We start from the raw sequence: 25,178 nt of genomic DNA, 5'->3' as shown, positions 1-25,178 counted from the left end.
CCGTACGGCGAAGCCCGCCCGAGGAGCGGCGAACGCCGGCCGGCCTGCGGCAAAAAATGCGGATTCCGCGGCGAAGTGGCGGGGCGCACGGCGGGGATCGCACCAGGCCGGGCTTTTCGCCGCGATGGCACTCCGCACCGTAACGTTCCAAGCATCGATGCTCACAGGTCCGCACCCGGTCCGTCACAGCTTGGTTGCGACGGCCCGTCATGTCTTGACCTGGAAGAGGCGAATGAATACGTTTCAAGCAAGTTAGGAAACTTTCCTAACTCACAGGGAGGAACACGCGAGTGAGCCAGCCGACGCCAGGCACCCCGAGCCTGCTGCGGGCCATCAACGACCGGGCCGCGCTCCAGGCGCTGCTCGAACGCGGGCCGCTCACCCGTCCGGAGATCGGCGCCATCACCGGCCTGTCCAAACCCACCGCCTCCCAGCTGCTGGTGCGGCTCCAGGAGGCCGGTCTGGTCGTGCTCGACGGCATCCGCGAGGGGCTGCCGGGCCGCACCGCCGAGCTCTACCGCATCAATCACAAGGTGGCCTACGTCGGCGCGCTCGACGTGACCCCCTCCCGCATCGAGGTCGCCGTCGCCGACATCACCGGCGCCGCGGCCGGGCGGTTCCGCCTGGCCACGCCGGGGCGGTCGGGCGGCGACGTGGTGCACCGCGTCCGCGAGGCGCTCGAAGGGGCGTGCGCGGGCGGTTCGGTGCCGCCGTCGGCGCTGCGCCGCGTCGTCATCGGCATCCAGGGCGCCGTGGACCCGGCGACCGGGCGCCTCGGCTACGCCGCCCACATCCCCGGGTGGCACATCCCCGACCTGCTCGGCACCCTGCGTGAGGGGCTGGGTGTGCCGGTCGATGTGGAAAACGACGTCAACCTGGTCGCACTGGCCGAGCAGGCGCGTGGCATCGCGCGTGGACACGCCGACTTCGTCCTGATGTGGGCGGACGAAGGCATCGGGTCCGCGCTGGTGCTCGGCGGCCGGCTGCACCGCGGCGCGACCGGCGGTGCGGGCGAGGTCGGCTACATGCCCGCGGTCGGCGCGCCCACCGTGCGTGAGGCCGGGCGCCGAGCCGAGCACGGCTTCCAGGCCCTCGCGGGCGGTCCCACGGTCCGCTCCGTCCTGCGTTTCTACGGTGTGCGCGGCGCCTCGCCGGCGGCAGCCGTACAGAACGCCGTCAACCTGGCCCACTCCGACCGGGCCGGGGCGGCGCGCGCCGCCGACGGCCTGCGAGAGATCGCCCGGCGTCTCGCCACCGGTCTGGCCGCCGTCTGCGCGGTCGTCGACCCCGAGATCGTGGTCCTCACCGGCGGCACACTGATCGCCGGTGGCGACACCTTGCGTGAGCTCGTCGAACAGGAGCTCCACGCGCTAACGCTCCCGCGGCCACCGCTGCGGCTCTCCACCGTCGAGGGCAATCCCGTCCTCGCCGGGGCCCTGGACCTCGCCCTGGACACCGTCCGCGACGAGGTCTTCAGTTCCACCGTCCCCTCCTCCTGATCTCCCCCACCCCATAGGAGGCACCCCCCGTGCACCGACGGTTCACCCCCCTGGCCGCCATAGCCGCCGTCGCCGCTCTCGCCCTGTCCGCCTGCACGGCCGGCACGGAGTCCGCCGCCCCCCTGACCGGCCGGCAGGCCAGCCAGAAGGCCGCCCAGCCGCAGACCGTCGAGCTGTGGCACGGCTTCTCGGCCGACAGCGAGGTCAAGGCGTTCGAGGACGCCGTGGCCGCCTTCAAGACCAAGTTCCCCCACATCACCGTCAAGCTCACCAAGGGTGTCCAGGACGACCAGATCATTCAGGCGATCCGCGGCGGCAACCCGCCGGACATCGCCTCCTCCTTTACCACCGACAACGTGGCGCAGTTCTGTAAGACCGGGATGTTCCAGGACCTCATGCCGTCGATCCAGGCGGACAAGGTGGACTTGAACGTGTTGCCGGCCGTGGTGCGGTCCTACACCGAATACGAGGGCAAGCGCTGCGTGATGCCGCTGCTGGCCGACGCCTACGGCCTGTATCTCAATACCAAGCTGATGGACGGCAACCCCGCGCCGAAGACGCTCACCGAGCTCGCCGACCTGGCCAAGAAGCTGACCAAGCGCAAGCCGAACGGCGACATCGAGGTGGCCGGCTTCCTGCCCTCGGTGCAGTATTACGAGAACACCCCCTCGCACCTCGGCCCGATGGTCGGCGGCAAGTGGTATAACGCCGACGGCACCTCCGCCATCGGCTCGGACCCGGCGTGGAAGCAGCTCCTGAAGTGGCAGAAGGAGCTGGTCGACTGGTTCGGGCACGACAAGATCGAGAAGTTCCGCAAGGGCCTCGGCCAGGAGTGGTCCGACGACAACCCCTTCCACAAGGGCAAGGTCGCCATGGCGCTGGACGGCGAGTGGCGCAACGCGATGATCAAGAACTCGGGCATCGACCTCGACTACACCACAGCGCCGCTGCCCGTCGCCGACGACAAGCCCGGCCTCTACGGCTCCGGCTTCGTCGCCGGCACCATCATCGGCATCCCCAAGGGCGCCAAGCATCCTGAGGCCGCCTGGCAGCTCATCCGCTATCTCACCACCGAGACCGACGGTCTGGTGACGCTCTCCAACGCGCTGCGCAACGTGCCGACCACCTCGGCCGCGCTCCAGTCGCCGCAGCTGGCGAAGGACGCCAACTTCCAGACCTTCCTCGACATCTTCTCCCACCCCAAGACGAACACGTTGCCCGCACACATCAACAGTGTGTTCAACCAGGACACCTTCACCACGTTCATCCAGAAGTGGGAGCAGGGCAAGGTCAAGGATCTCGACGCCGGTCTGGCCGAGGTCGACAAGGCGATCAACGACAAGCTAAAGCTCGCGGGCGGCTGATCCTCGATGGCCGTCCTGTCCTCTCCGGCGCCGCCCTCGCGGCGGCGCCGGGAGGGCCTCCGGGCCCTCCTCTGGCTCTCCCCGTGGCTCGCCGGGATCGTGCTGTTCTTCGGCTACCCGCTGGTGGCCACCGTGTACTTCTCCTTCCACCGGTACGACCTGTTCACGCTGGAGTTCATCGGGCTGGAGAACTACCGCTACTTCTTCCGGGACCAGCGCGCCCACACCGCGATCGGCAACACCTTGTGGCTGGTCGTGTTCATGGTGCCCGCCCAGGTGCTGTTCGCGCTGGGCACGGCGCAGCTGCTGACCAAGCTCAAGAGGGGGGCCGGGTTCTTCCGTACGGTGTTCTACCTGCCGTCGCTGGTGCCGCTGGTGGCCGGTACGGTGTCCTTCGTCTTCCTGATGAACCCGTCGAGCGGCCCGGTCAACCAGTTCCTGGCGTTCCTCGGCATCGACGCGCCCGACTGGTTCGGCGACCCGAGCTGGTCCAAGCCGGGCCTGACGATGCTGGCGCTGTGGGGCATCGGCAACACGATGGTGATCTTCCTGGCCGCCCTGCTCGACGTGCCGAAGCACCTCTACGAAGCCGCCGCCATCGACGGGGCCAAGGCGTGGCGGCAGTTCCGCAGCATCACCCTGCCGATGATCTCGCCGGTGCTGATGTTCTCCGCCGTCACCGGCGTCATCTACGCTCTGCAGTACTTCACCCAGGCCATGGTCGCCTCCCGCGTCGCCGCCGGTGTCACCGACTCGCCCGGCACCTCCTTCGTGCCCGGCTATCCCGGCGAGTCCACCCTGACGCTCCCCCAGTGGCTCTTCCACCAGGGCTTCCGCGACTTCACCATGGGTTACGCCTCCGTGCTCGCGCTCGTCCTGTTCGCGGCCTCGCTCGCCCTCACCCTGCTGCTGCTGCGCCAGTTCCGCGCCTTCACCGACACGGAGAGGTGACCCATGAGCCTCACGATCACCCCTCCGGCGCAGAACAGCCGCCGGCCGGCGCCGCCGACGCCGCGCGGCATGCGCGCCCGCCGGACGCTGCACTGGATCGCGGTGCACTCCCTGGCCATCGCGCTGGCGATCATGTTCGTCGGCCCGCTGGTGTTCGTCGCGCTCACCGCGCTGATGACCGACTCCCAGGCCCTCACCTCAACCCTGTGGCCGGAGTCGTGGAACTGGGGGAACTTCGCCGAGGTGCTGGAGCGGTCGCCGCTGCTGCTGTGGCTCGGCAACACCCTGATGTACGCGGGCCTGGCCACCGTCTTCATGCTGCTGTCGTCGATCCCCGTGGCGTACGCGCTGTCGAAGTTCCGCTTCAGGGGCCGCAACCTGGCCTTCTTCCTGGTCATCTCGGCGATGATGCTGCCTCCGCAGGTCGTCGCGGTGCCGATCTACCTCCTCTGGGCCCGGGCCGAGCTCACCGGGACGCTGTGGCCGCTCATCATCCCGATGCTGCTGGGCGACGCCTACTCGATCTTCCTGCTCCGGCAGTTCCTGATGACCATCCCCCGGGAGTACACCGAGGCCGCGCGGGTCGACGGCTGCTCCGACTTCACGACGCTGATCCGCGTGGTGCTGCCGATGGCGAGGCCCGCGATCGCGGCGGTGGCGCTGTTCCAGTTCTTCTACTGCTGGAACGACTACTATGGGCCGCTCCTCTACGCCTCCACCGAGGAGGCCAATTGGACGTTGTCGATCGGCCTGGCCTCCTTCCGCGCCCTGCACAGCGTGCAGTGGAACCTCACCATGGCGGCGACGCTTCTCGTGATCGCCCCGGTGCTTATTGTCTTTTTCCTCGCCCAAAGGGTTTTCATCGAAGGTGTCACACTGACAGGAGTTAAAGGGTGAAACTTGCCGTTGTCGGGGGCGGCTCGACGTACACACCGGAGCTGATCGACGGGTTCGCCCGGCTCCGGGACACGCTGCCCCTCACCGAGATCGCGCTCATCGACCCGGACGAGCGGCGGGTGTCGCTGGTCGCCGGGATGGCCAGGCGCATGCTGGCCCGCGCCGGCCACCCGGCCGTCGTGCGGGCGCACACCGGTGTCGAGGAGGGGGTGGCCGGCGCACAGGCGGTGCTGCTGCAGCTGCGCGTCGGCGGTCAGGCCGCCCGCGAGGTCGACGAGACGCTGCCGCTGGACTGCGGCTGCGTCGGCCAGGAGACCGTCGGGGCCGGCGGCCTCGCCAAGGCTCTGCGCACGGTGCCGGTGGTGCTCGACATCGCCGCCGCCGCCGCCGAGCACGCGCCGGACGCGTGGATCGTCGACTTCACCAACCCCGTCGGCATCGTCACCAAGGCGCTGCTCGACGCCGGGCACCGCGCCATCGGCCTGTGCAACGTGGCCATCGGCTTCCAGCGCCGCTTCGCCAAGCGGCTCGGCGTCGCGCCCGAGCGGCTGTCCCTCGGCCACATCGGCCTCAACCACCTCACCTGGGAACGCTCGGTCCACCTCGACGGCGCCGATGTGCTGCCCGCCCTGCTCGCCGAGCATGGGCAGGACATCGCCGACGAGGTCGGCCTGCCCGTGGAGCTGCTGCGCCGGCTCGGCGCCGTGCCGTCCTACTACCTGCGTTACTTCTACGAGCACGACCGCGTGGTCGAGGAGCAGCGCACCAAGCCGTCGCGGGCCGCCGAGGTCGCCGCGATGGAGTCGGCGCTGCTCGAGATCTACGCCGACCCCGCCTCCGACACCAAGCCCGAGCTGCTGGAGAAGCGCGGCGGCGCGTTCTACTCCGAGGCGGCGGTGGCGCTCATCGCGTCCCTGCTCGGCGACCGCGGCGACGCCCAGGTCGTCAACGTCCGCAACGGCACCACCCTGCCCTTCCTGCCGCCCGAGGCGGTCATCGAGGTGCCCGCCGTCGTCACCGGCGACGGCGCGATCCCCCTGCCGGTCGCGCCCGTCGAGCCGCTCTACGCGGGCCTGATCGCCCACGTGTCGGCCTACGAGTCCCTCGCCCTCGACGCGGCCCTGCACGGCGGTGTGGGACGCGTGGAGGACGCGCTGCTCGCCAACCCCCTCATCGGCCAGGCGTCGCTCTCGGCCGACCTGGCGGCGCGGCTCGTCGCGGCCAACGCCGCCCACCTCCCATGGGCCCGGACCTGAGCGGCACCGGGCCGCGCGACACCCCGCGGGCAGCCTCGCCCCCGGGCGGGCACCATCGGCAGAAACAGGAGAAGCAGCATGTCCCCCCGACCCGCGTTGACACACAGCCCGGCGGGCAACCCGTGAACGAGGCGACCGGAGAGCAGGAGCCGCCCGTGTTCCTGCGCACGGTCCTCGCGGTCGACGGCGGCAACTCCAAGACCGACGTCGTCCTCGTGGCAGAGGACGGCACCATCCTCGCCACGGGCCGCAGCCGCGGCTTCCAGCCGCAGAGCGAGGGCGTCTCCACCGCCGTCGACGTGATCGACGACGCTGTGCGCCGGGCGCTCGGCGAGTCCGCCGGCGCGCCCTACGCCGACCACGTCGCCGCCTACGTCGCCGGCGCCGACCTCCCGGTCGAGGAGGACGCCATCCGCGAGGAGCTGAAGGCCCGCTCCTACGGGCGTGAGATCGTCGTGGGCAATGACACCTTCGCCCTGCTGCGGGCCGGCGCGTCCGGCCCGTGGGGCGTCGCCGTGGTGTGCGGCGCCGGCATCAACGCCGTCGCCGTCGCCCCGGACGGGCAGGTGGCGCGTTTCCCCGCGCTCGGCAAGCTCAGCGGCGACTGGGGCGGCGGCATGGGGCTCGGCGAGGAGACCCTGTGGCACGCGGTCCGCGCCGAGGACGGGCGGGGCGAGGGCACGGCCCTGGTCTCCGCCGTACTCGGCGTCTTCGGCACGGAGACCGTCGAGGAGGCCGTGCTGGACCTGCACTTCGGCCGCCGCACGATCGGCGAGCTGCACCGGCTCGTGCCGGCGCTGTTCGCCACCGCGGCGGCGGGCGACGCGGTCGCGGTCTCCCTCGTGGAGCGCATGGCCGACGAGATCGCCGCGATGGGGGGCGTGGCCGCCCGGCGGATCGCGCTCCACGACGTGCCGGTCGAGGTCGTGCTCGGCGGCGGTGTGCTGACGGCCCGGGACCCGCTTCTGACGGACCTGGTCGAAAGACGTTTCGCCGGGTTGATGCCCCAAGCCAAACTGGTCGTCACCGACGTGCCGCCGATCGTCGGCGCCGCCTTGCTGGGGCTGGACGCCATCGGCGCCACGGAGGAGGCCAAGGCCCGGCTTCGCGCCCGGTTCACACCCGGCGGCTGAAGCCCCGCAAGCCGCCCCGGCCGGCCGGGGCGGAGACGGCGGTGCGCGGCGCGGCGCGCACCGCCCGTCCCTTTGTCTTCCGTCCCCTTGCCGTACGGAGGACGCGGGGGCGCGGTGCTTTGAACGCCTGGCGGCGGGCGCCGTGAACGCCTGACGGCGCGGTGGTTTGAACGCCCGGCTTCGGCCGGCCCTGATCGCCGGGCTCGGGAGCGCTCCGGCGGCGGGCGCAGGTGAGTCGCGCGCCCTGCCCCGGCCTCCGTCGGCCTCGTTAAGCCTTATCGGCTTCTTCCGCGTCCTCGTCCTCGCCCGGCACCGGGAAGCGGTGTTCATACGGGGTGCTCAGCACCACCGTGGTGCGTGTCGACACATTGGCCGCTGCGCGGATCTGCTGGAGCAACTCCTCCAGTCCTATGGGCGACGAAACCCGGACCTTCAGGATGTAGCTCTCATCACCCGCCACACTGTGACACGCCTCGATCGCCGACAAATGTTTCAGGCGTTCCGGGGCGTCGTCCGGGGCGGACGGGTCGATCGGCTTAATCGAAATGAACGCCGTCATCGGCAGCCCGATAGCGTCATAATCGACAAGCGACGTATATCCCCGCAAAACTCCGCGCTTCTCCAGGCGGCGCACCCGCTGGTGCACCGCCGACACCGACAGCCCGGTCTCCCGGGCAAGATCGGTAAAGCTCATGCGGCCGTCCCTGGCCAGCAACGTCACGATCCTGCGGTCGATCTCCTCCACCCGCCACACGCTAGCGCTCCCAGACGCCCGATGTGACCCGACCTCGATCACGGGAACGTTCCGAAATCTCCATTCGGCCATGAAAAGCGCTGTCCACCCACGCATTTTCCCACAATGACCGCATAGTTCATCCCGTACGATCCAGCCGGAAGGTGATTACAGAGCTCTGGACCGCCCCACAACGTGGGAACGGTCCATCAACCGGGCGAATACCCCCTTACCCCCGTTGTTTTTGCCGTCATGCTCCCGGCGGGCCCTGAAGCCCGCTGCCGCCGGCTGTCAGCCCCGCTGCACCCCGGCGTCGAGTTGCTCGACAACGGGCCCCAGCAACGCGTTCAGCTCCCGCGCCAGCACCACCAGAGCCCGGTGGGCGGTCTCCGCGAGATCGGGTCCCGGCACCTCCGGGGCCGGGGGCAGGCCGTCCAGCGGTATGGGCGCGTCCATGTGGAGCACCGTGCGAAGGTAGGGCACCTTGGCGAGGTCCTGCCGGGCGGGCTCCACGAACTGCCCGAAGATCTCCGGCCAGTCCCGCCACCCCCGGTCCCGCCACCACTGCCGGCTCACCGTCAGCTCCGCCGGAAGCGGCGCCGCCAGCGTCACGTGGGCCAGCGGCGACCCGTCCCACGAGTTGCGCACACACTCGGCCGCGAGCACCCGCCGGTGGCGGCGCACATGCCCCGGATCCGACAGCGGCGGCGTCGCCACCCGCCACGCCGCACATGCGAACTCCACCGGCGAGATGTCCCCGAAGCTCGCCGCGAACTCCTCCTCGCACCGGTGCACATCGGCGGCATAACGGCTCACCGCGTCCCGCGATCGCTCGATCCAGAAGGGCTCGGCCACGTCACATCCCTCCCAGGCGCCTGGCTTCCCTTGGCCCGGCCGGACGCCGCCGCCCCCACCGCCCGCCACGGCCGGCCCCGGACGACACCCCCCGCCACGCAAGATCCCCTCAGATCCTACGCACCGGACGCCGAAGGCCCCGTGGCCGCACCACCAAGACAGGGCCGGCCGCCGGGTCCGGCCTGGCCGTCTTCATGACGATCAACCAGGCCTGGTTCATGGGCGCGTTCTTCCTGCTGTCCGGTTACTTCGTCCCCGCGTCGTTCGACCGGAAGGGACCGTGGGCGTTCCCGCGGGACCGGCTGGTCCGGCTGGGGATCCCGCTCGTGGTCTCCTTCGTGCTGGACCCGCTCGTGGAACCGGGGCACAGCTTCGGGACGGGGCCGCTGTGGTTCGTGCTGGCGCTGCTCGTCTTCGACTTCGCCTACGCGGGCTTCCGCGTGCTCGCCCGTGCGCCGCGCCCGCGGGCCGCGAAGGCTCCGGCCTGGTGGGCGGTGCCCGCGTTCGTGCTGGTGCTGGCCGCGGTGACGTTCGCGGTGCGGATCGTGCTCCCGATCGAGTTCTTCGTGCCGGTCATCGGGTTCCCGAGCAGCGCCTACCTGCCGCAGTACACCGCCTTCTTCGCGCTGGGGGCCATCGCCCGGTGTCGCGGCTGGTTCCAGGCCATCACTGCCAGGATGGGCCGGGCCGGGCTCGGCATGGCGGTGCTCGCCACCGTGGTGCTCATGCCGCTGATGCTGAACGGCAACTCGACCGGGCACGGCACCCTGGCCTCGCTGTTCTACGCGCTGTGGGACTCGGCCTTCGCCGTGGGCCTGGTGCTCGCGCTGATCACGTTCTTCCGCGCCAGGCTGAACAGCCAGGGGCCGGCACGCCCGCTACCTGTCGGCGAACGCGTTCACCGTCTACGTGATCCACGCCCTCGTCGTCACCGGCGCGGGCTACACGCTCAGCACGCTGACGATCCCGTCCGTGGCCAAGTTCGCGATCGCGGGTGTCGCGTCACTGGTGGTCTGCTTCGCGCTCGCAGGTCCGATCCGCCGCATCCCAGGCGTGCGCCGCGTCCTTTGACGGTACGGCACGCCGTAGGGGATCACGGTTCCCGAGATCCCGCACCAGGTTGCCCGAGGGATCGCGCAGAGCACGACCGCGCGGCCCCCATGGCGGGTCGGCGGGCTCCTCCAAGACCTCGGCGCCGAACTCCCTGGCCTTGGCGAAGGTGGCATGATCGTCCCGGCGCGGAGGCAACCGTGCGGAACGGACAAGGCGAATTGCGGCGGCCGGTCGCGCTGATCCACACTGGTGGGCAATGCCGACCACCGCACCGCTCACGCGAGCGACCGCGTCCCTGTACGGCCTGGCCCTGGGAGACGCCCTCGGATCCCAGTTCTTCGTTCCCGCCAACCACCGCGCCCCGCACGCGCGGACCACCCCGCCCGCCCCCTGGGGCTGGACCGACGACACCGAGATGGCCTGCTCGGTCCTCCGCGTGCTCACCGATCACGGCGCCGTCGATAAGGACGCGCTCGCCCGCGGCTTCGCCGTACACCACGATTTCGACCGGGGCTACGGGCCCGCCGTCAACCGCATGCTGCGTCTCATCCGCGAAGGCGGCGACTGGCACACGCTGGCCTCCGAGCTCTTCGGCGGGCAGGGCTCGTGGGGCAACGGGGCCGCCATGCGGGTCGCCCCGCTCGGCGCGTGGTTCGGGGCCGATCTCGCGCAAGCCGTACGGCAGGCCGAGATGTCGGCCCTTGTCACGCACACCCACCCCGAGGCCGTCGCCGGTGCGATCGCCGTCGCGACGGCCGCCGCCGTGGCCGCCACACACCCCGAGCTGAGCCCCGGCGGTTTCCTCGACGAGGTGCTCGCCCGCACCCCGCCCGGGCGGGTGCGGGACGGCGTCGCGCTGGCCCGGCGGCTCCTGCCGCTCCGCGATCCGCATCTCGCCGCGCGGGACCTCGGGAACGGCAGCCGCACCAGCGCAAGCGACACCGTGCCGTTCACCCTGTGGGCCGCCGCGCACCACCTCGACGACTACGAGGAGGCGTTCTGGCTCACCGCCGCGGCGGGCGGGGACGTCGACACGACGTGTGCCATCGTCGGCGGCATCGTGGGCGCGCGGGTGGGACTCGGCGGCCTGCCGGGCGAGTGGCTCGCGGCGGTCGAACCCCTGCCCGGCTGGGCGCCGGGCGTCAGCCCTCCTTCGCCAGGGATCGTCCGATGACGAGGCGCTGGATCTGGTTCGTGCCCTCGACGATCTGCAGGACCTTGGCCTCCCGCATATAGCGTTCCACCGGGAAGTCCTCGACATAGCCGTAGCCGCCGAACACCTGCACCGCGTCGGTGGTGACCTTCATCGCCATGTCCGTGGCGAAGAGCTTGGCCATCGCGGCCTGCGTGCCGTAAGGCCTGCCCGCGTCACGCAGGCGCGCGGCGTCGAGGTAGAGCGCCCGGGCCGCCGCGACCTGCGTGGCCATGTCGGCGAGCATGAAGCTCAGGCCCTGGAAGTCGATGATCGGGCTGCCGAACTGGCGCCGCTCCCGCGCATATGCCACCGCGGCGTCCAGCGCGGCCTGCGCCACGCCCACCGCGCAGGCCGCGATCCCGAGCCGCCCGCCGTCCAGCGCCGACAGGGCGATGCGGAACCCCTGCCCCTCCTGCCCGACGAGGGCCTCCCGCGGCAGCCGCACCCCGTCGAACCGCACCTGCGCCGTCGGGGACGAGCGCAGCCCCATCTTGTGCTCGGGCTTGCCGAACGACACGCCCTCGGTGCCGGCCGGCACGTGGAAACAGGAGATGCCCCGCGCCCCGTCGTCGGACGTGCGGGCCATGAGCGTGTAGAAGTCTGCCGCGCCCCCGTGCGTGATCCACGCCTTGACCCCGTCGACCGTGTAACCCTCGCCGTCGCCCACGGCCTTGGTGGTGAGCGCCGCCGCGTCGGACCCGGAGTGCGGCTCGGACAGGCAGTAGGCCCCCAGCCGATCCCCCGCGATCATCTCGGGCAGCAGCTCCGCCCGGCGCCCCTCCTCGGCGAACGTCGCGACCGGGAAGCAGGACAGGGTGTGCACCGACACCCCGAGCCCCACCGCCAGCCAGCCGATGGAGAGCTCCTCGAGCACCTGCAGATAGACCTCTTGCGGCTGCCCCGCCCCGCCGAACTCCTCGGGGTATGGCAGGCCCAGAAGCCCCGCCGCCCCGAGCGTCTTGAACACCTCCCGCGGAAACCGCCCCGCCCCCTCATCCGCCACGGCCCGCGGCGCCAGCTCCTTGGCCACAAGCTCTCGAACGAGGTCCATGAGCTCGTGGGCCTCGGGGGTGGGCAGTCTGCGCTCGACTGTCACGGCAACTCCCTGGGGGTGAACGCTCCTACGGGAGCGGGGTCTCCAGCTCTCCAGAACATTGTTACAGACCCAACGCCCAACCGGACCGGGGGCACACTCCTCTGCCAGCGCCCCACCGTCCCGCCCCCGCCGGGAGAGCGTCCCTAGCAAAGATCACTCCCCCTTGTTTATAGTCCCTCAAAGCCAACTCAGGCCGAGGGACCAACTTGACTGCCAACCGGCTGGCCAATTTGGCACGAACTGGGGACATATCAGTGCTCCGTGCCGCCCTTCGGGAATCCCTCCCATGGGTCCGCTCCCTTCCTGACGACGATGCTGAAACATTTATCCACGAACTCACCCATGCGGCTCGCGAGGCGGCAACCTTGGACAATCTCGCCCCCGTGGCAATTCTCCTCACTCAGTGGCGGCACACCGCCGAGGTTCACGCCGACCCGGTTCTCCACGAACTGATCACGCGCGAGCCTGAGGTCGACTTCGGCCCGACAGAGTGAGCCGACTAAGTCAGATAGCCGAGCGCGAAATATGACCAGAAACCTATTCTCCTAAGCCCAGTACAGCGAGAGCCCTCGCGACCAAGATGGAGAGATGGGGAAATTTCCCAAATGGGTGGATGTACGCCCGGACATCGTGGCTAGCGCGGGTGGCGAAGAGGCCGTGGCGGAGGCACGGCGCCGCAATCAGGCGCACATCGACCGATACCGACTGTCTGAGCGTCAGAAGGACACTCGGTCCGCGCAGCTCGAGGTGTCGTGTGCTTTAGGCGATCGGCCATGAGGCCGGCGTGACGGTGAGGGTTGATCGGCCGTTTGGACCGGGTCGCCAGAGGAGGTCGGGGCCGTGGGTGGGCACGGAGTCGGGTGGGGACAGCAGGAAGTCCTCCCAGTAGGGTCTGGTGTCGCCGAGTCGGGTGTCGGCCACGAGGCCGAGGGAGCTCGCATCTGAGATGGCGGCCCAGAGTATGGTCGCGGCGACTCTTTGCGCCTGTGCCGTGGTCAGGCCGTCCAGGTCGAAGTTCAGCATGTCGTGCTCGCGGTGCCGGGCCACGGCGAGCACCACGTCTGTATCTGGATCGAGCCAGAACTTGAGGTCGATCGGCCGGACATGTGCCAACGCGCCACGCACCTCCCCGGCGGGGAGGAAGTCGAGACCTTCCTCACCGAGTACGGCGACCGCGGCCCTCACCGGGTGTTCGAAGTGAAGGCCTGACGCTTTGATCCGGTTTAGCAGCCGGGTCACGGCGTCGTCGTTGAGGGAAGCGTGTGCCCAAAGGATTTCTCCACGCAAGGCCGTGCTCCTCAAGGCAAGGGGATAGGCGCGACTTTTGCTCCGCGAAAGTATTGCGGACAACCTCGACGGGTCCCCGGCAGGCAGGTCGACATAGGTCCATCATGGAACGAAACGGCCCACCTCGGGCTACCGGCTCGCGCTTGCCGGGCGGGGTTCGCGGGGTAGGCCGAGGACGCGTTCGGCGATGATGTTGCGCTGGATTTCGTCGGAGCCGCCCGCGATGCGTGGAACGCCGTCATCCCCGCGTGTTTGGGGGCGCCGGGGTCGGTTGCCTTGCGGGGGTCACACCACGATGAGTTCGCGCGGCCGGTTGTTCAGCCGCTCGCCCTCCTGCTCCCCGCAGATCACGATGTCCTCGATCCTGGCCCCGTGCCGCCCGGCGAGGTAGATGCCGGGCTCGACCGAGAAGGCATATCCGGGGGCGAGGGGCTCGGTGTTGCCCGCCACGATGTACGGCTCCTCGTGGGTCTCGATCCCGATCCCGTGGCCGGTGCGGTGGATGAACAGGTCGCCGTATCCGGCCTCGGCGATCACCTCGCGGGCCGCCGCGTCGATCGACTCGCACGACACCCCGGGGCGCACGGCGGCGCAGGCGGCGTCCTGGGCCCGTCGCAGGACCTCGTAATAGGCCGTGAAGTCGGCGGGCGGCTCCCCTACGCTGTAGGTGCGGGTGGAGTCCGAGCAGTAGCCGCTCGGCATGGTGCCGCCGATGTCGACCACGACCACGTCCCCGGCCTCGATGACCCGGTCGGACAGGTCGTGGTGCGGGCTGGCGCCGTTGGGGCCGGAGCCGACGATGACGAAGTCGACGGAGGCGTGGCCGGAGGCGATGATGGCGTCGGCGATGTCGCGGCCGACCTCGCGCTCGGTGCGGCCGGCCCGGAGGAGACCGGGCACCTGGGCGTGGACGGCGTCGATGGCGGCGCCGGCCTCGCGCAGGGCCGCGGCCTCGGCCGGGCTCTTGCGCATGCGCAACGGGGCGAGAGCCGTACCCGCCAGGATCTGCTCGGCGGCGGGCATGGCGGCGCGGAACCTCAGGGACTGCATGGCCCACATGTGGTCGGCGAGGCCGACGGCGGCGGGCGAGCCCAGGCGGGCGGCGACGTGGGCGTAGGGGTCGTCGGTCTCGTCCCAGGGCACGAACTCCACGCCGAGGCGCGAGGCGGGCGAGTGCTCGGCGGCGGCGAGCTCAAGGCGGGGCACCATGAGGAAGGCGTCGCCTTCTGCGGGGACGACGAGGCAGGTGAGGCGCTCGAGCGGCAGGGCACTGTAGCCGGTGACGTAGCGCAGGTCTGCCCCCGGCGTCAACAGCAGGGCGTCCAGCCCGGCCTTGGCGGTGGCTTCGCGTACGGCTGCGAGGCGGGTCACCGGATAAAGATCAAAAGACTCCGTTGTCACGTCATCCAATGTAGACGCCGCCCGTGATCTTCTCACCACGCGGTGCGGACCGGAACCTGAAAAAAGCTCTCACTCGCAGAAGCCGATCGCTACACTCCGTTGCAGGTTGCTAACGCACTGCGTCAGTTGCGGGCGACGGCGTTGGCGATCTGCTTCTCTCCCCCTCCTCCATGAGAGCGAGCGACATGGTCGGCGTCATGGGCGGCCCCCAGCCGCCTCTCCCCCACCAGGACGACCACCGGAAAGGCCTCCCATACGAAGAACCGAGTAAAGATCCCGAGCTCAGCGACCTGTTCGCGGTGTCCGCGTCCCCTCACCGGGATCCTCCGGCCCGCGGGATCGGCCCTGTGCCCGCTCAGCTCGCGCAGGCGGAGCTGCTGTGCGACATGGGATGGGTGGAGTGGGATCTCCGTTCCGGCCGGGGACGGTGGTCCGACCACGTTTATGTGATCTTCGATCGGAGCCCCGCGGAGGGCCCCGTCGATCTGCACGAGCTGGCCGGCCATGTAGAGGCGCACGACCTGCCGGGGCTCGACCGCCTGCTGTGGTCGGTGCTGACAAGCCACCTGCCGGTGCACGGGGAGTTGCGGATCCGCCGCGGGGCCGGGCCGCGGGACGTGCAGCTGATCCTCGAGGCGGTGTTCGGGCCGGGCGGCGCGACGGCGGTGCGCGGTGTCGTGCAGGACATCACCGAGAGGCGCAGCGCCGAGCGGGTGGTGAGCGAGGTGCGGGCCAAAGCGGCGGAGGAGGGACACGTGTTGCTCGCGTTGCGCAACGCGATCCTGCCCGCCCCCGGGCCGTCGGTGGATCTGGCCGACGTGCGGATCGCCGTCCGCTATGTCCCAGCGGAGACCACGGCGAAGCTCGGCGGCGACTGGTATGAAGCGACGACGCTCCATGACGGCCGTCTGCTGCTGGCGGTGGGCGACGTGTCGGGGCACGGCCTGTCGGCGATCGCGCAGATGGCGCAGCTCCGCCACGGGCTGGTGGGGCTGACGATGACGGGGCAGCCCGCCGACCAGCTGCTGGTGTGGCTCAACGACCTGCTGCTCGCGCCCTCCGGCGCGCCGTTCGACGAGGCGACGGCGACGGTGGTGGCGGGCCATCTCGACCCGGAGAGCCGCGTGTTCGAGTGGGCGCAGGCGGGGCATCCGGCACCGATCCTGGTGAGAGACGGGGTGGCGCGGCAGCTCGACGCGCCGCCGGGGGTGATGCTGGGGGCGGCGCGCGGCGGGCGCCCGGGGCTTTCCCGCGAGGAGCTGCGCGGCGGGGACGTGCTGCTGCTTTTCACCGACGGGCTGGTGGAGCGGCGCGGCAGGGACATCGGGGCGGGGCTCGCGTCGGCGCTCGCCGCGGCGGGCGCCACGTTGAGCGGTGAGGCGGGGGGCGACCTCGACGGCGCGCTCGACCGGCTGCTGGCCGCCGCGGGCGGGAGCAACCCGGAGGACGACATGTGCCTGCTCGCGGTCGGGGTGCTGGGAGAATAGGGCGCATGCCCGGCCTGATGCTGCTCGACACACCGTCGCTCTACTTCCGTGCCTTCTACGGCGTCCCGGAGTCGATGACCGCGCCCGACGGCATGCCCGTCAACGCGATCCGCGGCCTTGTGGACATGATCGCCACCCTTGTGCGCACACACTCTCCCGCAGAGCTCGTGGCGTGCATGGACGCCGACTGGCGGCCCGCGTTCCGCGTGGCGGCCATCCCGACGTACAAAGCGCACCGCGTCGCCCAGGGCGACGAGGAGGAGGTGCCCGACACGCTGGCGCCGCAGGTGCCGGTGATCGAAGCTGTGCTCGACGCGGTCGGCATCGCCCGCATCGGCGTGCCGGGGTTCGAAGCGGACGACGTGATCGGCACATGTACGGCACGGGCCTCCGGAGCGGTCGAGATCGTGACGGGTGACCGCGACCTGTTCCAGCTGGTGGACGACTCTCGCCCGGTCCGCGTTCTTTACACAGTAAGAGGGATTCGCAACCTCCAGGTGATCGACGAGGAGGCCGTGGCGGCGAAATACGGCATCCCCGGCCGTGGCTACGCCGACTTCGCCACCCTGCGCGGGGACCCCAGCGACGGCCTCCCCGGCGTGCCCGGCGTCGGCGACAAGACCGCCGCCGCCCTCATCACCCGCTTCGGCTCCCTCCCCGCTCTTCTCACCGCCCTGGACGCCGGCGAGACCGAGGGCTTCCCTGCGGGCAGCCGCACCAAACTGGCCGCCGCCCGCGCCTACCTGGAGGCGGCTCCCGCCGTCGTCCGCGTCGCCCACGACGCGCCGGTTCCCGACATCCCGCTCACCCTCCCGTCCGCCCCGCGCGAGCCGGAGATTTTGGTGAAGCTCTCCGAGCGTTACGGGCTCGACGGGCCGCTCGGCCGTCTGCTGAGCGCCCTCAGGTCATGAGGCCTTGACCCTGACGCAGGGTCAAGCTCCCAACCTGGTTGGCATGACGACGAAACCCAATGCGGCCGAGGCCAACGGCCCGCGCAAGCCGTACACCCCGGCCGGCCAGGCGAGAAGTGCCGGGAGGACGGAACCCGACGCGGCCGAGGCCACTGGACGGCGCAAGCCGTACATCACGGCCGACCATGTGAGTAGTGCCCGGAGGACGGAACCCGATGCGGCCGAGGCCGATGGACGGCGCAAGCCGTACATCCGGGTTGGCCAGGCGAGTGCCGACAGGACGACGCGGCGCTTCACGGTCCACCACGACGGCGTCACGATTCCGGTGACCCGCGGTGGCCGGGGGCGCCCGTTGGTCCTGTGCCCCGGGCTGAACTCGACGCAAGCCGACCTGCACGAGCTGACCGATTTGCTGCGGCGCGACCACGACGTGGTGACCTTCGACCTCAGGGGGCACGGGCTCGCCTCGGCCGCCGGGAGTTACTCCTTCGAGTCGTTCCTCGGCGACCTCGCCGCCGTGCTGGAGCCGGGGCGCCTCGGTCTGCCCTCGGCACCCGTGGTTGTGGGCTACTCGCTGGGGGCGGACCTGGCCGTGAATTACGCCGCCGCGCATCCCGGCGCCGTCGCCGGGCTTGTCCTGATCGACGGGGCTAACCCGGTGCCGGAACCGTTCATCACCGAGGACGCCCTGCCGGAGTTCCGCACGATGTTCGAGGACCTGGCAGCGCGGCAGCAGGGGTCACTTACCGGCCGGGAGATCCTTGAACTGAACGTCGAGATCGATGCGATCCGGGCCGGGATCCTCGACCGGTACCGGAGGATCGACCGGCCCATCAGCGTGATCATTTCAACCTCGATGGCCGGTGCCGAGGAGCGATTCAATCGCAACTGGCGCGCCGGTGCCGAGCGGCTCGCCCGCGAACTGCCGCACATCTCCACCTCCTGGCTCGACGCCGATCACCGGCTGGTCTTCACCCATGCGCCGGAGATCGCCCAGATCATCCGAACCTTCATGAACGGAACCTAGAAGATGCTGACCATCGGCGAGCTGGCGTCGTACGCCGGGGTGACGGTGCGCGCGGTGAGGCACTATCACGCCAAGGGGCTGCTACCGGAGCCGGAGCGGGACCACTCCGGCTATCGGAGGTACGGCGCCGCCGCCGTGGTCGAACTGATCAAGATCCGGACTTTGGCCGAGGCCGGCGTCCCTCTGGCGCGGGTGCGGGAGCTGCTACGGGCCGGCGAGGAGGAGTTCGCGGCGGCGATCGCGGACCTCGACGAACGGCTGCGGGCGGAGATCCAGGTACGGCAGCAGCACAGGGAGCGCATCGCCCGGCTCACCGCCGGGGACCACCTGGTGCTGCCCCCGGAGGTGGTCGACTTCCTCGACCGGCTGCGGGCACTCGGGGTGCACGAGCGAATCGTCCAGCTCGAACGCGACGGCTGGATCCCCCTGGCAGCGCACTCGCCCACCCGGGTCGCGGAGTGGGCCGCACGCAAGCGGGACCAGATCACCGACCCGCGGTTCATCGGCTTCTACCTCACCCTGGGCCAGGCCCTCGACTGGCCCGGCGACGACCCCCGCCTGACCGGGCTGGCCGACGACGTGGCCGATTACATCACGCGGGAGATGGGCGAGGACTACGCCGACGACATCGACGTCGAGCCACCGCTGGTCATGCTGATGGACACACTGGCCTTCGACACCGCACCACCGGCACGCCGGCTGACCGAGTTGCTGAAGGAACGAGGCTGGACCGGTTGGACCAGGCTCAAGCGCACGGACGGTCTGGATCGACACCAACGGCTACACCTCGATAGGCCCTGCCCGCGAAGTCACCTTGTCCTGCCCCAACTGCGGCGACACTCGGTGACCGAACTGCAAGAGCCGAACTTAAGGGATATTTCTTAGTCCGCCTTTCCGGCGGCCCCACCACGGTGCTGAGATCCTCGCTGAACCGGGTGCTGCCCCGGTCTTGACGGCACGCGTAGCGTGTCTAATCTTCTAATAAGAAGCTTTCTTAACAGTGCGCCACCCACGGGGGACCCATCCACGGCCCACCAACCTGCTGGAGGTCAGCAGATGCACATCAGAAAGCACGCCGCGGCCCTGGCCGTGACCTTCCTCGCCATCGCAGCACTCTTCGCCACGGCCACTCCCGCACAGGCCGAACCCACCGGCTGCAGCGACGGCACGAGGGACCGGACCCCTACGGGCGGGATCTACTGGTACCGCTGCACCGGCGGTGACGGGTCGTACGCCATCGTGTACCGCCTCAGGCACCCCAACCCCCACGCCGACACCTGGTACTACGGCCTTCGCACCGAATGCGTGCCCACCGGCCAGACCATCGAATTTGCATACACCTTGGGCAATCGCGAGCCAACCTCTGTGGCTTTCTGCTGACGTCAGCTCCGGGGCCCCGGTCCCGCCGACGGTCCCCGGAGCTGACGTCAGCGGGGACTCCGACGCACGGCAGTCGAAGGGGCCCCGAGCGGCACCTCAGGTCGGTGTCAACGCGCCGCGCACGCAAGGCCGAGACTTCGACGCATGGTGCCATGTCAGGCCGCTCAGCACACATGTAGCACGGGTGCTGCTCAACCCGTGGTCGGGGCTGCCGCAGGGGGCGGAGGAGTACCTGCGCTACACCGCCGCCCGTCCCAGTGTGGATCCCGAGATAGCGGCCAGACTCCGGGAGGCGCCTGCCGCGTGGGATGCGCGCCAGACGGGGGCAGCATCACCTGATCCAGGCGCGGAGGACCCGCCGCAGCCTCACCCGATAAGGACAAGGCAGGACAAAAGCCGATAATCCATCCATCGAATACCGCACAAAGCGGCGCCCGTCCCAACTCCCGAGATCTCTCATTTCCACGAATCAACCATTGGCAACCGGGGATCTTCCGCCCCGGCGTCGAACGCGCATTCGATGCCGTCGAGACCCTCTGGAGGCAAACACCGCGGTCCCAGCCGACCATGCCTGGCTGGGACCGCGCCCTTCAGAAGTGCCTCAGCGCCGCATCACGCATATCTTCACGATGACACCTGTGTCCAACTGCAAGTTTCCCCTCCGCTAAACGTCCTCAGGCACATCTTCATCTCATACCGCTGATTCTCCGGGAGGTTTCCGCTTCGGGTAGCCCATTCCCAAAGCCACCCTCCGGTGGAGACCGTGTGGCGGGGGGTCTGGGGTGACCGAGCAAGAGAACATGTGGTGGCGGGCGGGCGCCGTCGCTGTGACCACCTCGGCGGTCTTCTCGCCTTCGTCCGGGCGGTCTGGGTCCTAACCTCGGCATAAACGCCCCGGCTGCCGGTCCCGGAGTGCGCATCAGGCGACGGCGGCCCCGAACCACCTGGGCAGATGGGTGAGCAGGTCACGCTGATCGTCGCCGGCCCACGCCACGTGGCCGTCCGGCCGCAACAGCACGGCCGGCACGTCCAGTTCCTCGCCGACGATGGCGACGTCGGTGACGTGGTCGACCCGGTCCGCCCAGCCCGCCGCCGAGAGCCGGCCGGTCTGGTCGAGCAGCAGTCCGCGGCCGCCGTGCATCAGCGCGTACAGGCGCCCGCGCTTCAGCCGCACGTCCCGCATCCGCCTGCCGAGCAAATCATGTCCCTCGCCGAAGTCGTAGCGGACCGCGATCGCGGTGATCTTCTCGATCAGGTAGCGGTTCACCTCCTCGAAGTCCATCAATTCCGACAGCAGCCGGCGCACGGCCCGGGGGCCCGGCTCGGCGGACAGCAGCTCCGTCTGCGCGCGGGTGTTGTCGAGTACGGCGGCCGCCACGGGGTGCCGTTCGGCGTGATAGCTGTCCAGCAGCCCCTCCGGTGCCCACCCCGCCGACCTCGGCGGCCAGCTTCCAGCCGAGGTTGAACGCGTCCTGGAGGCCGAGGTTGAGGCCCTGCCCGCCGGTCGGCGGGTGGATGTGCGCCGCGTCGCCGGCCAGCAGCACCCGCCCGGTGCGATAGTGCTCGGCCAGCCGTGTGGCGTCGCCGAAGCGGGACAGCCGGCGCGGTGAGTGCACACCGAAATCGGTGCCGGCGAACGCTTGCAGCTGCCGCCTGAGCTCCTCAAGCTTCGTCGGGGCCGTGCGGTCCTCGGCCACTCCCTCGGCGGGCACGATGACGCGGTATACCCCGTCGCCGAGGGGCATGGCGCCGAACCGCACATGGGTCTTGCGGACCTCGGCGATCACGGCGGCCAGCGTCTCCGGCGACGCGGTCACCTCCACCTCGCCCACCAGCGTCTCGACCCTGCTGGGCTCCCCGGGGAAGCCGACCCCGAGCAGCTTGCGCACCGTACTGCGACCGCCGTCGCAGCCGACCAGATAACGCGAACGCAGCCGCGCGCCGTCGGCCAGTTCAACTGTCACCCCGCCGTCGTCCTGACTCAGCCCGGCCAGCTCGCAGCCGCGCCGTACCTCGACGCCGAGCTCGGCGGCCCGCTCGGCCAGCAACCGCTCGGTGACGCTCTGCGGAATGGCGAGAACGTAGGAGTGCGCGGTGTCGAGCCGGTCGGGCCACGACCTGCCGATGCCGGCGAAGAACCCCCCGGCCACGACCTGCTGACCGTGCGCGAGGAACCGCTCCAGCAGACCACGCTGATCCAGCACCTCGATGCTGCGCACATGCAAACCGAGCGCACGAACCTGCCCGGTCGGCGCCGCCTCCTTCTCCAGCACGACCACGTGCACGCCGTGCAGCCCCAACTCACTCGCCAACATCAGGCCGGTCGGCCCGCCCCCGGCAATGATCACGTCGAACATGAACCACCCATTCGGTGAGGTCGTGTTTCGGCCGGCTGCTCCCGCGGTCCGGCAGCGCACATCCTGCGAGCGTGCGTACTTCGGCAATCCCCGATCTCCGCAAGTTCCGGCCTCGGCTGGAGATTGTGCGGCACGACCCGGGCCTTGCCGCAAGGCCCCCGGTGCGCTATAGGTTGAAAGTGGAAGGGAGTCAGCACCCTTCCTGCTCCCATACGTGGTGACGTTCTCACATCGGGCATACGAGAGACCTGCCGCCGCACCAGGAGTGCGGTCAACGCCACCACAACGGCAGCCACCGACCACCCCACGGCTGCCACCACGTACGGCGAAGCGACGTCGGCCGGGCTCTTTACCGCCGTGGTGGCTCGTGCTGTGACCGGAAAAGCGATTCGCGCCGACGTGCCTGCGAACCTCGGAAGTTCCTTCGCAACCGGCGCCGAGAGCGCGCCGGGTCACCGCGCGGCAGATAATCGGCTGCCCAGAGACGACGTGCTTGGCGCCTGGGTCCCGTCTACGGGATGATCTCGGGGTTCTTGCCGGCTGCCTGCCGGCGGTTCGCCCACCGCTCACACAGTGCGGTGAAGGCGTCGTCATCGAGGCCGTAGACCGAAAGTGATCATGTTCGACTTCTCAAGAGATGACCTTCGCACATTGGCCGGAGCGAAATCGTACGATCGCGGTGTCGCCTACATCGACGCCGTCGAAGACCTCCAATTGGATGGCAGCAGAATCTTCGCGACCGTGTGCGGTTCGGAGCCATACGAAGTGGAACTCGCCGTCGGCCGACGCGGGCTGAACGGAGTCTGTGACTGCCCGTGGGGGCAGGAGGGCAACTTCTGCAAGCACTGCGTTGCGACGGGCCTGGTCTATCTGTTTCGGAGGGAACACGACGACGAGATACCGGAGCGACTGGACCTGCGCCTCTATCTGAACGCCTTAAGTCCCCGGGAGCTGGTGGCCCTGCTACTGGAGTTGGCCGAAGGTGACCGTAATGTCCGGCGTCGGCTGGAGGCGCTTGCCACGGGCGAGGCCGTCTGAGCCCGCGGTGTGAAGGATTGTTGTGACCAAGGCGACCGCATGCCCCATATCCCAGCGGTCCGGCGTGGCCACGGTGACCGCCGCCACTCGGAGGGCGTCAGGGGCGGCGAACACTCCTCACCCGCGCCCGGCCGGAGCGCGGGAAGACGCCAGAGGACGCCGGAAGACGCCGGAAGACATGGTGTGAAAGCCGAGGTCACCGCGAAGACATTCAGTCCATGACAGCTCATGACGGTAAAACAGGTCCCTCTGTGCGGAGGCCCGACTGCCGTGGTGGGGGCGGCGGCGGTAGGTTGTGCGAGTGTCACGCATCCGAGTGCCGGGCGAGTGCCACCCCAGGCTCGAGGAGGGGTTCGAGCGGATTCATCGGGAGTTCAAGCTGCCGCTGGAATTCCCGGACAACGTCCTCGATGAGGCCGACTGGGTGGCGAAGGTCCCCTTCATTCCTCCGCTCGACCGCACCGACCTGCCGTTGGTCACCATCGATCCGCCGGGGTCGATGGACCTGGACCAGGCGCTGCTTATCGAGGAGCGCCTAGGCGGCGGTTACCGGGTGTGGTATGCCATCGCCGATGTCGCGGCGTTTGTGGGGCCGGGTGGGGCGGTCGACAGTGAGGCGAGACGGCGGGTTGAGACGGTTTACATGCCTGACGGCAGGGTTCCGCTGCATCCGCCGGTGTTGTCGGAGGGGGCGGCGAGTCTGCTGCCCGGGCTGGTGAGGCCTTCGGCGCTGTGGTGTGTCGATCTCGACTCCGATGGGGCGATCGTCGGGACGGACGTGACGCGGGCGCTGGTGCGCAGCCGTGAGCGGCTCGACTACGGCTATGTGCAGGCCGCTGTGGACACCGGCACCGCCGACGGCACGCCGAAGTTGCTGGCCGAGGTGGGGCGGCTGCGTCTGGCGATGGAGCGGATCAGGGGCGGGGTCACGCTTCCGACGCCCGAGCAGGAGGTGGCGCGGCGCGGCGATTCCTACCATGTCGAGTTCCGAGCGCCGCTGCCCGCCGAGGCGTGGAACGCCCAGATGTCGCTGCTGGTCGGCATCGCCGCGGCGCGCATCATGCTGGACGCCGAGGTGGGGCTGCTACGGGTGCTGCCGCAGGCGGGACCGGCGCGGACCGAGCGGGTGCGGCGCGTCGCCGCCGCCCTCGGGGTGCCCTGGCCGGACGGCGCGGGTTACGGCGAGGTGGTCCACACCCTCGACCCGAAGGTTCCGGCGCAGGCCGCCTTCCTCCACGAGTCGCGGTCGCTGCTGCGCGGGGCGGGATATGTGGCCTTCGACGGCGTTCCCCCGGCGGATGCGGAACACGCCGCCGTGGCCGCGCCGTACGCGCATGTGACGGCCCCCCTGCGCCGCCTGGCCGATCGTTATGCGACGGAGGTGTGCCTGGCGGTCGCCTCGGGTGAGGACGTGCCCGAGTGGGTGAGGACCGCCCTGCCCTCCCTGCCCGCGATCATGGAGGTGGGGGCGAGACGGTCACGCGGCGTGGATCGGGCGTGTGTGGACCTGGTGGAGGCGTTCGTGTTGCGCGACCGGGTCGGCCAGACGTTCGAGGCGGTGGTGGTGGACGTCGCCGAGGGCAGGCCTGGCGGGATGGTCCAGCTCACCGACCCGGCGGTGATCGCCCGCTGCGACGGCGACGGGTTGCCGCTGGGCGAGACGGTGACGGTACGGCTGACGCGCGCCGAACCGTCCACCCGCGAGGTCCGCTTCGCTACCACCTGAGCGGAAATAAGGCCAGGAGTCGGCGGCCACAAAGCCATGAGGCCACACGCCGCCCGTACGACGTGTGGCCCGGTTCGGCTTGTCGGTTGTCCGCGCCTTCAGTGCGTAGCGGGGCTGACCCGCCCGCGATGGGGGCTCAGTGGCCCGTGATCACCTCTTGACGGACCAGGTCGAGCCGACGCCTGCCAGGTGGAGGGCCGCGAAGAGGAGGCCGGCGGTGGTGAGCGTCGAGACGGTCAGCACACTGCCCACGGCGACGTTGGCGAGGTCGAAGATCAAGGCTAGGAGGAACAGCACTGCGGCGACGAGAGCTAACATCTCTACCTCCTGGGAGGGAGCCAGACATCTGCCTCTTCAAGGGGAAGAGCCAGACGTCCAGGAGATTGAACGGACATTGCATAGCGTTTCCGGGAAATCATGAAAGAAACTGACTTCAAGGTAACGTTCTGTGCCTTATTCACCACCTCCCCTTGACCGGGCGGTCAGTTTGAACGGATCCGGAGAGGTCCCTCCCAGCCAAGACGGGGGTGCC

The 25,178-nt window shown here is 69.9% G+C and carries 26 protein-coding genes and 1 pseudogene; 16 read left to right on the top strand and 11 right to left on the bottom strand.

From position 1 onward, the window contains the following. The first annotated feature begins 290 nt into the window (after nt 1-290). From Ssi02_RS20355 to Ssi02_RS20330, 6 genes are all read left to right on the top strand, one after another. Entirely contained in the window at nt 291-1,499 is a 1,209-nt protein-coding gene (locus Ssi02_RS20355) for an ROK family transcriptional regulator (RefSeq protein WP_204027703.1), read from the top strand. A gap of 29 nt (nt 1,500-1,528) precedes the next feature. Further along, complete coding sequence (locus Ssi02_RS20350; RefSeq protein WP_204027701.1) at nt 1,529-2,863, top strand: extracellular solute-binding protein; 1,335 nt, start codon at nt 1,529-1,531, stop codon at nt 2,861-2,863. Between the two features lie 6 nt (nt 2,864-2,869). After that, nucleotides 2,870-3,814: a carbohydrate ABC transporter permease gene (locus tag Ssi02_RS20345; protein ID WP_204027699.1), complete on the top strand. Its 945-nt coding sequence runs from the start codon at nt 2,870-2,872 to the stop codon at nt 3,812-3,814. A gap of 3 nt (nt 3,815-3,817) precedes the next feature. Then, nucleotides 3,818-4,711: a carbohydrate ABC transporter permease gene (locus tag Ssi02_RS20340; protein WP_204027698.1), complete on the top strand. Its 894-nt coding sequence runs from the start codon at nt 3,818-3,820 to the stop codon at nt 4,709-4,711. Next, nucleotides 4,708-5,967 (top strand): family 4 glycosyl hydrolase, encoded by a 1,260-nt coding sequence (locus Ssi02_RS20335; protein ID WP_204027697.1) that lies wholly within the window; start codon nt 4,708-4,710, stop codon nt 5,965-5,967. Before Ssi02_RS20340 ends, Ssi02_RS20335 begins: the two co-directional genes overlap by 4 nt. 122 nt (nt 5,968-6,089) lie before the next feature. Further along, nucleotides 6,090-7,100: an N-acetylglucosamine kinase gene (locus Ssi02_RS20330; protein WP_239129176.1), complete on the top strand. Its 1,011-nt coding sequence runs from the start codon at nt 6,090-6,092 to the stop codon at nt 7,098-7,100. 268 nt (nt 7,101-7,368) lie between these two features. On the opposite strand, the gene Ssi02_RS20325 is transcribed toward Ssi02_RS20330, so the two are convergent. The 4 genes from Ssi02_RS20325 to Ssi02_RS20310 form a co-directional block, all read right to left on the bottom strand. Further along, nucleotides 7,369-7,845, bottom strand: a complete 477-nt coding sequence (locus Ssi02_RS20325) for an Lrp/AsnC family transcriptional regulator (protein WP_204027695.1) — start codon at nt 7,843-7,845, stop codon at nt 7,369-7,371. 279 nt (nt 7,846-8,124) lie between these two features. After that, a complete protein-coding gene (locus Ssi02_RS20320; protein WP_239129173.1) occupies nt 8,125-8,688 on the bottom strand; it encodes a hypothetical protein in 564 nt (187 codons plus the stop codon). Nucleotides 8,689-9,112: 424 nt separating this feature from the next. Beyond that, a complete protein-coding gene (locus Ssi02_RS20315) occupies nt 9,113-9,265 on the bottom strand; it encodes a hypothetical protein (protein WP_204027682.1) in 153 nt (50 codons plus the stop codon). A gap of 18 nt (nt 9,266-9,283) precedes the next feature. After that, on the bottom strand, nt 9,284-9,454 hold the full coding sequence (locus Ssi02_RS20310) for a hypothetical protein (protein WP_204027670.1): 171 nt from the start codon (nt 9,452-9,454) through the stop codon (nt 9,284-9,286). Between the two features lie 143 nt (nt 9,455-9,597). Here Ssi02_RS20310 and Ssi02_RS20305 point away from each other — a divergent pair, with 143 nt between their 5' ends. Then, nucleotides 9,598-9,759, top strand: a complete 162-nt coding sequence (locus Ssi02_RS20305) for a hypothetical protein (RefSeq protein WP_204027653.1) — start codon at nt 9,598-9,600, stop codon at nt 9,757-9,759. Here the strand turns inward: Ssi02_RS20305 and Ssi02_RS39835 are convergent. Beyond that, nucleotides 9,691-10,008, bottom strand: a complete 318-nt coding sequence (locus tag Ssi02_RS39835) for a VOC family protein (protein ID WP_373870182.1) — start codon at nt 10,006-10,008, stop codon at nt 9,691-9,693. The two genes, Ssi02_RS20305 and Ssi02_RS39835, sit on opposite strands and share 69 nt — an antisense overlap. On the opposite strand from Ssi02_RS39835, the gene Ssi02_RS20300 reads away from it, so the two are divergent. Beyond that, a complete protein-coding gene (locus Ssi02_RS20300) occupies nt 9,998-10,915 on the top strand; it encodes an ADP-ribosylglycohydrolase family protein (RefSeq protein ID WP_204027652.1) in 918 nt (305 codons plus the stop codon). The two genes, Ssi02_RS39835 and Ssi02_RS20300, sit on opposite strands and share 11 nt — an antisense overlap. On the opposite strand, the gene Ssi02_RS20295 is transcribed toward Ssi02_RS20300, so the two are convergent. After that, nucleotides 10,884-12,032, bottom strand: a complete 1,149-nt coding sequence (locus Ssi02_RS20295) for an acyl-CoA dehydrogenase family protein (protein ID WP_204027651.1) — start codon at nt 12,030-12,032, stop codon at nt 10,884-10,886. The genes Ssi02_RS20300 and Ssi02_RS20295 overlap by 32 nt on opposite strands. Nucleotides 12,033-12,286: 254 nt before the next feature. On the opposite strand from Ssi02_RS20295, the gene Ssi02_RS40155 reads away from it, so the two are divergent. After that, complete coding sequence (locus Ssi02_RS40155) at nt 12,287-12,526, top strand: DUF6247 family protein (RefSeq protein ID WP_507763435.1); 240 nt, start codon at nt 12,287-12,289, stop codon at nt 12,524-12,526. A gap of 265 nt (nt 12,527-12,791) precedes the next feature. On the opposite strand, the gene Ssi02_RS20290 is transcribed toward Ssi02_RS40155, so the two are convergent. The 3 genes from Ssi02_RS20290 to Ssi02_RS38805 all read right to left on the bottom strand — a co-directional run bounded on the left by Ssi02_RS20290 (nt 12,792) and on the right by Ssi02_RS38805 (nt 15,037). Beyond that, nucleotides 12,792-13,319, bottom strand: coding sequence for a hypothetical protein (locus tag Ssi02_RS20290; RefSeq protein ID WP_204027650.1), 528 nt, complete (start codon nt 13,317-13,319; stop codon nt 12,792-12,794). Nucleotides 13,320-13,604: 285 nt separating this feature from the next. Then, nucleotides 13,605-14,690: a M24 family metallopeptidase gene (locus Ssi02_RS20285; RefSeq protein ID WP_239129170.1), complete on the bottom strand. Its 1,086-nt coding sequence runs from the start codon at nt 14,688-14,690 to the stop codon at nt 13,605-13,607. A gap of 152 nt (nt 14,691-14,842) precedes the next feature. Further along, nucleotides 14,843-15,037 carry a hypothetical protein gene (locus Ssi02_RS38805; protein WP_239129167.1) on the bottom strand — a complete coding sequence of 65 codons (195 nt, stop codon included), beginning with the start codon at nt 15,035-15,037 and terminating at the stop codon, nt 14,843-14,845. Between the two features lie 30 nt (nt 15,038-15,067). Here Ssi02_RS38805 and Ssi02_RS20280 point away from each other — a divergent pair, with 30 nt between their 5' ends. The 5 genes from Ssi02_RS20280 to Ssi02_RS20260 all read left to right on the top strand — a co-directional run bounded on the left by Ssi02_RS20280 (nt 15,068) and on the right by Ssi02_RS20260 (nt 19,525). After that, entirely contained in the window at nt 15,068-16,207 is a 1,140-nt protein-coding gene (locus tag Ssi02_RS20280; RefSeq protein WP_239129164.1) for a PP2C family protein-serine/threonine phosphatase, read from the top strand. 5 nt (nt 16,208-16,212) lie between these two features. Next, on the top strand, nt 16,213-17,118 hold the full coding sequence (locus Ssi02_RS20275; protein ID WP_204027645.1) for a 5'-3' exonuclease: 906 nt from the start codon (nt 16,213-16,215) through the stop codon (nt 17,116-17,118). Between the two features lie 43 nt (nt 17,119-17,161). Then, complete coding sequence (locus Ssi02_RS20270; protein ID WP_204027642.1) at nt 17,162-18,145, top strand: alpha/beta fold hydrolase; 984 nt, start codon at nt 17,162-17,164, stop codon at nt 18,143-18,145. Nucleotides 18,146-18,148: 3 nt separating this feature from the next. Further along, on the top strand, nt 18,149-19,030 hold the full coding sequence (locus Ssi02_RS20265; protein WP_204027640.1) for a MerR family transcriptional regulator: 882 nt from the start codon (nt 18,149-18,151) through the stop codon (nt 19,028-19,030). A gap of 171 nt (nt 19,031-19,201) precedes the next feature. Further along, nucleotides 19,202-19,525, top strand: a complete 324-nt coding sequence (locus Ssi02_RS20260; protein WP_204027638.1) for a hypothetical protein — start codon at nt 19,202-19,204, stop codon at nt 19,523-19,525. Nucleotides 19,526-20,444: 919 nt separating this feature from the next. On the opposite strand, the pseudogene rox reads toward Ssi02_RS20260, so the two are convergent. Continuing rightward, a pseudogene (gene rox / locus Ssi02_RS20255) lies at nt 20,445-21,882 on the bottom strand (rifampin monooxygenase). A gap of 618 nt (nt 21,883-22,500) precedes the next feature. Between rox and Ssi02_RS20250 the strand changes: the two are divergent. Beyond that, nucleotides 22,501-22,920: an SWIM zinc finger family protein gene (locus tag Ssi02_RS20250; protein ID WP_373870181.1), complete on the top strand. Its 420-nt coding sequence runs from the start codon at nt 22,501-22,503 to the stop codon at nt 22,918-22,920. Between the two features lie 301 nt (nt 22,921-23,221). Then, nucleotides 23,222-24,646 carry an RNB domain-containing ribonuclease gene (locus Ssi02_RS20245; RefSeq protein ID WP_239129161.1) on the top strand — a complete coding sequence of 475 codons (1,425 nt, stop codon included), beginning with the start codon at nt 23,222-23,224 and terminating at the stop codon, nt 24,644-24,646. A gap of 150 nt (nt 24,647-24,796) precedes the next feature. Here the strand turns inward: Ssi02_RS20245 and Ssi02_RS20240 are convergent, their stop codons facing one another. Next, nucleotides 24,797-24,964 carry a hypothetical protein gene (locus Ssi02_RS20240; RefSeq protein ID WP_204027634.1) on the bottom strand — a complete coding sequence of 56 codons (168 nt, stop codon included), beginning with the start codon at nt 24,962-24,964 and terminating at the stop codon, nt 24,797-24,799. Nucleotides 24,965-25,178 lie beyond the last annotated feature (214 nt).

The sequence above is a fragment of the Sinosporangium siamense genome, from assembly GCF_016863435.1.
Classification (GTDB): Bacteria; Actinomycetota; Actinomycetes; order Streptosporangiales; family Streptosporangiaceae; genus Sinosporangium; species Sinosporangium siamense.
The sequence above is the reverse complement of the archived record's forward strand: the minus strand, read 5'-3'. Positions and strand labels throughout refer to the sequence as shown.

Excerpts from the sequence above, each read along its gene's own strand:
- Ssi02_RS20275 (WP_204027645.1), top strand. The coding sequence starts at position 16,213 with ATGCCCGGCCTGATGCTGCTCGACACACCGTCGCTCTACTTCCGTGCC.
- Ssi02_RS20260 (WP_204027638.1), top strand. The coding sequence starts at position 19,202 with ATGCACATCAGAAAGCACGCCGCGGCCCTGGCCGTGACCTTCCTCGCC.
- Ssi02_RS20300 (WP_204027652.1), top strand. The coding sequence starts at position 9,998 with ATGCCGACCACCGCACCGCTCACGCGAGCGACCGCGTCCCTGTACGGC.
- Ssi02_RS20240 (WP_204027634.1), bottom strand. The coding sequence starts at position 24,964 with ATGTTAGCTCTCGTCGCCGCAGTGCTGTTCCTCCTAGCCTTGATCTTC.
- Ssi02_RS20345 (WP_204027699.1), top strand. The coding sequence starts at position 2,870 with ATGGCCGTCCTGTCCTCTCCGGCGCCGCCCTCGCGGCGGCGCCGGGAG.
- Ssi02_RS20250 (WP_373870181.1), top strand. The coding sequence starts at position 22,501 with ATGTTCGACTTCTCAAGAGATGACCTTCGCACATTGGCCGGAGCGAAA.
- Ssi02_RS20265 (WP_204027640.1), top strand. The coding sequence starts at position 18,149 with ATGCTGACCATCGGCGAGCTGGCGTCGTACGCCGGGGTGACGGTGCGC.
- Ssi02_RS20315 (WP_204027682.1), bottom strand. The coding sequence starts at position 9,265 with ATGACCGGCACGAAGAACTCGATCGGGAGCACGATCCGCACCGCGAAC.
- Ssi02_RS20270 (WP_204027642.1), top strand. The coding sequence starts at position 17,162 with ATGACGACGAAACCCAATGCGGCCGAGGCCAACGGCCCGCGCAAGCCG.
- Ssi02_RS20340 (WP_204027698.1), top strand. The coding sequence starts at position 3,818 with ATGAGCCTCACGATCACCCCTCCGGCGCAGAACAGCCGCCGGCCGGCG.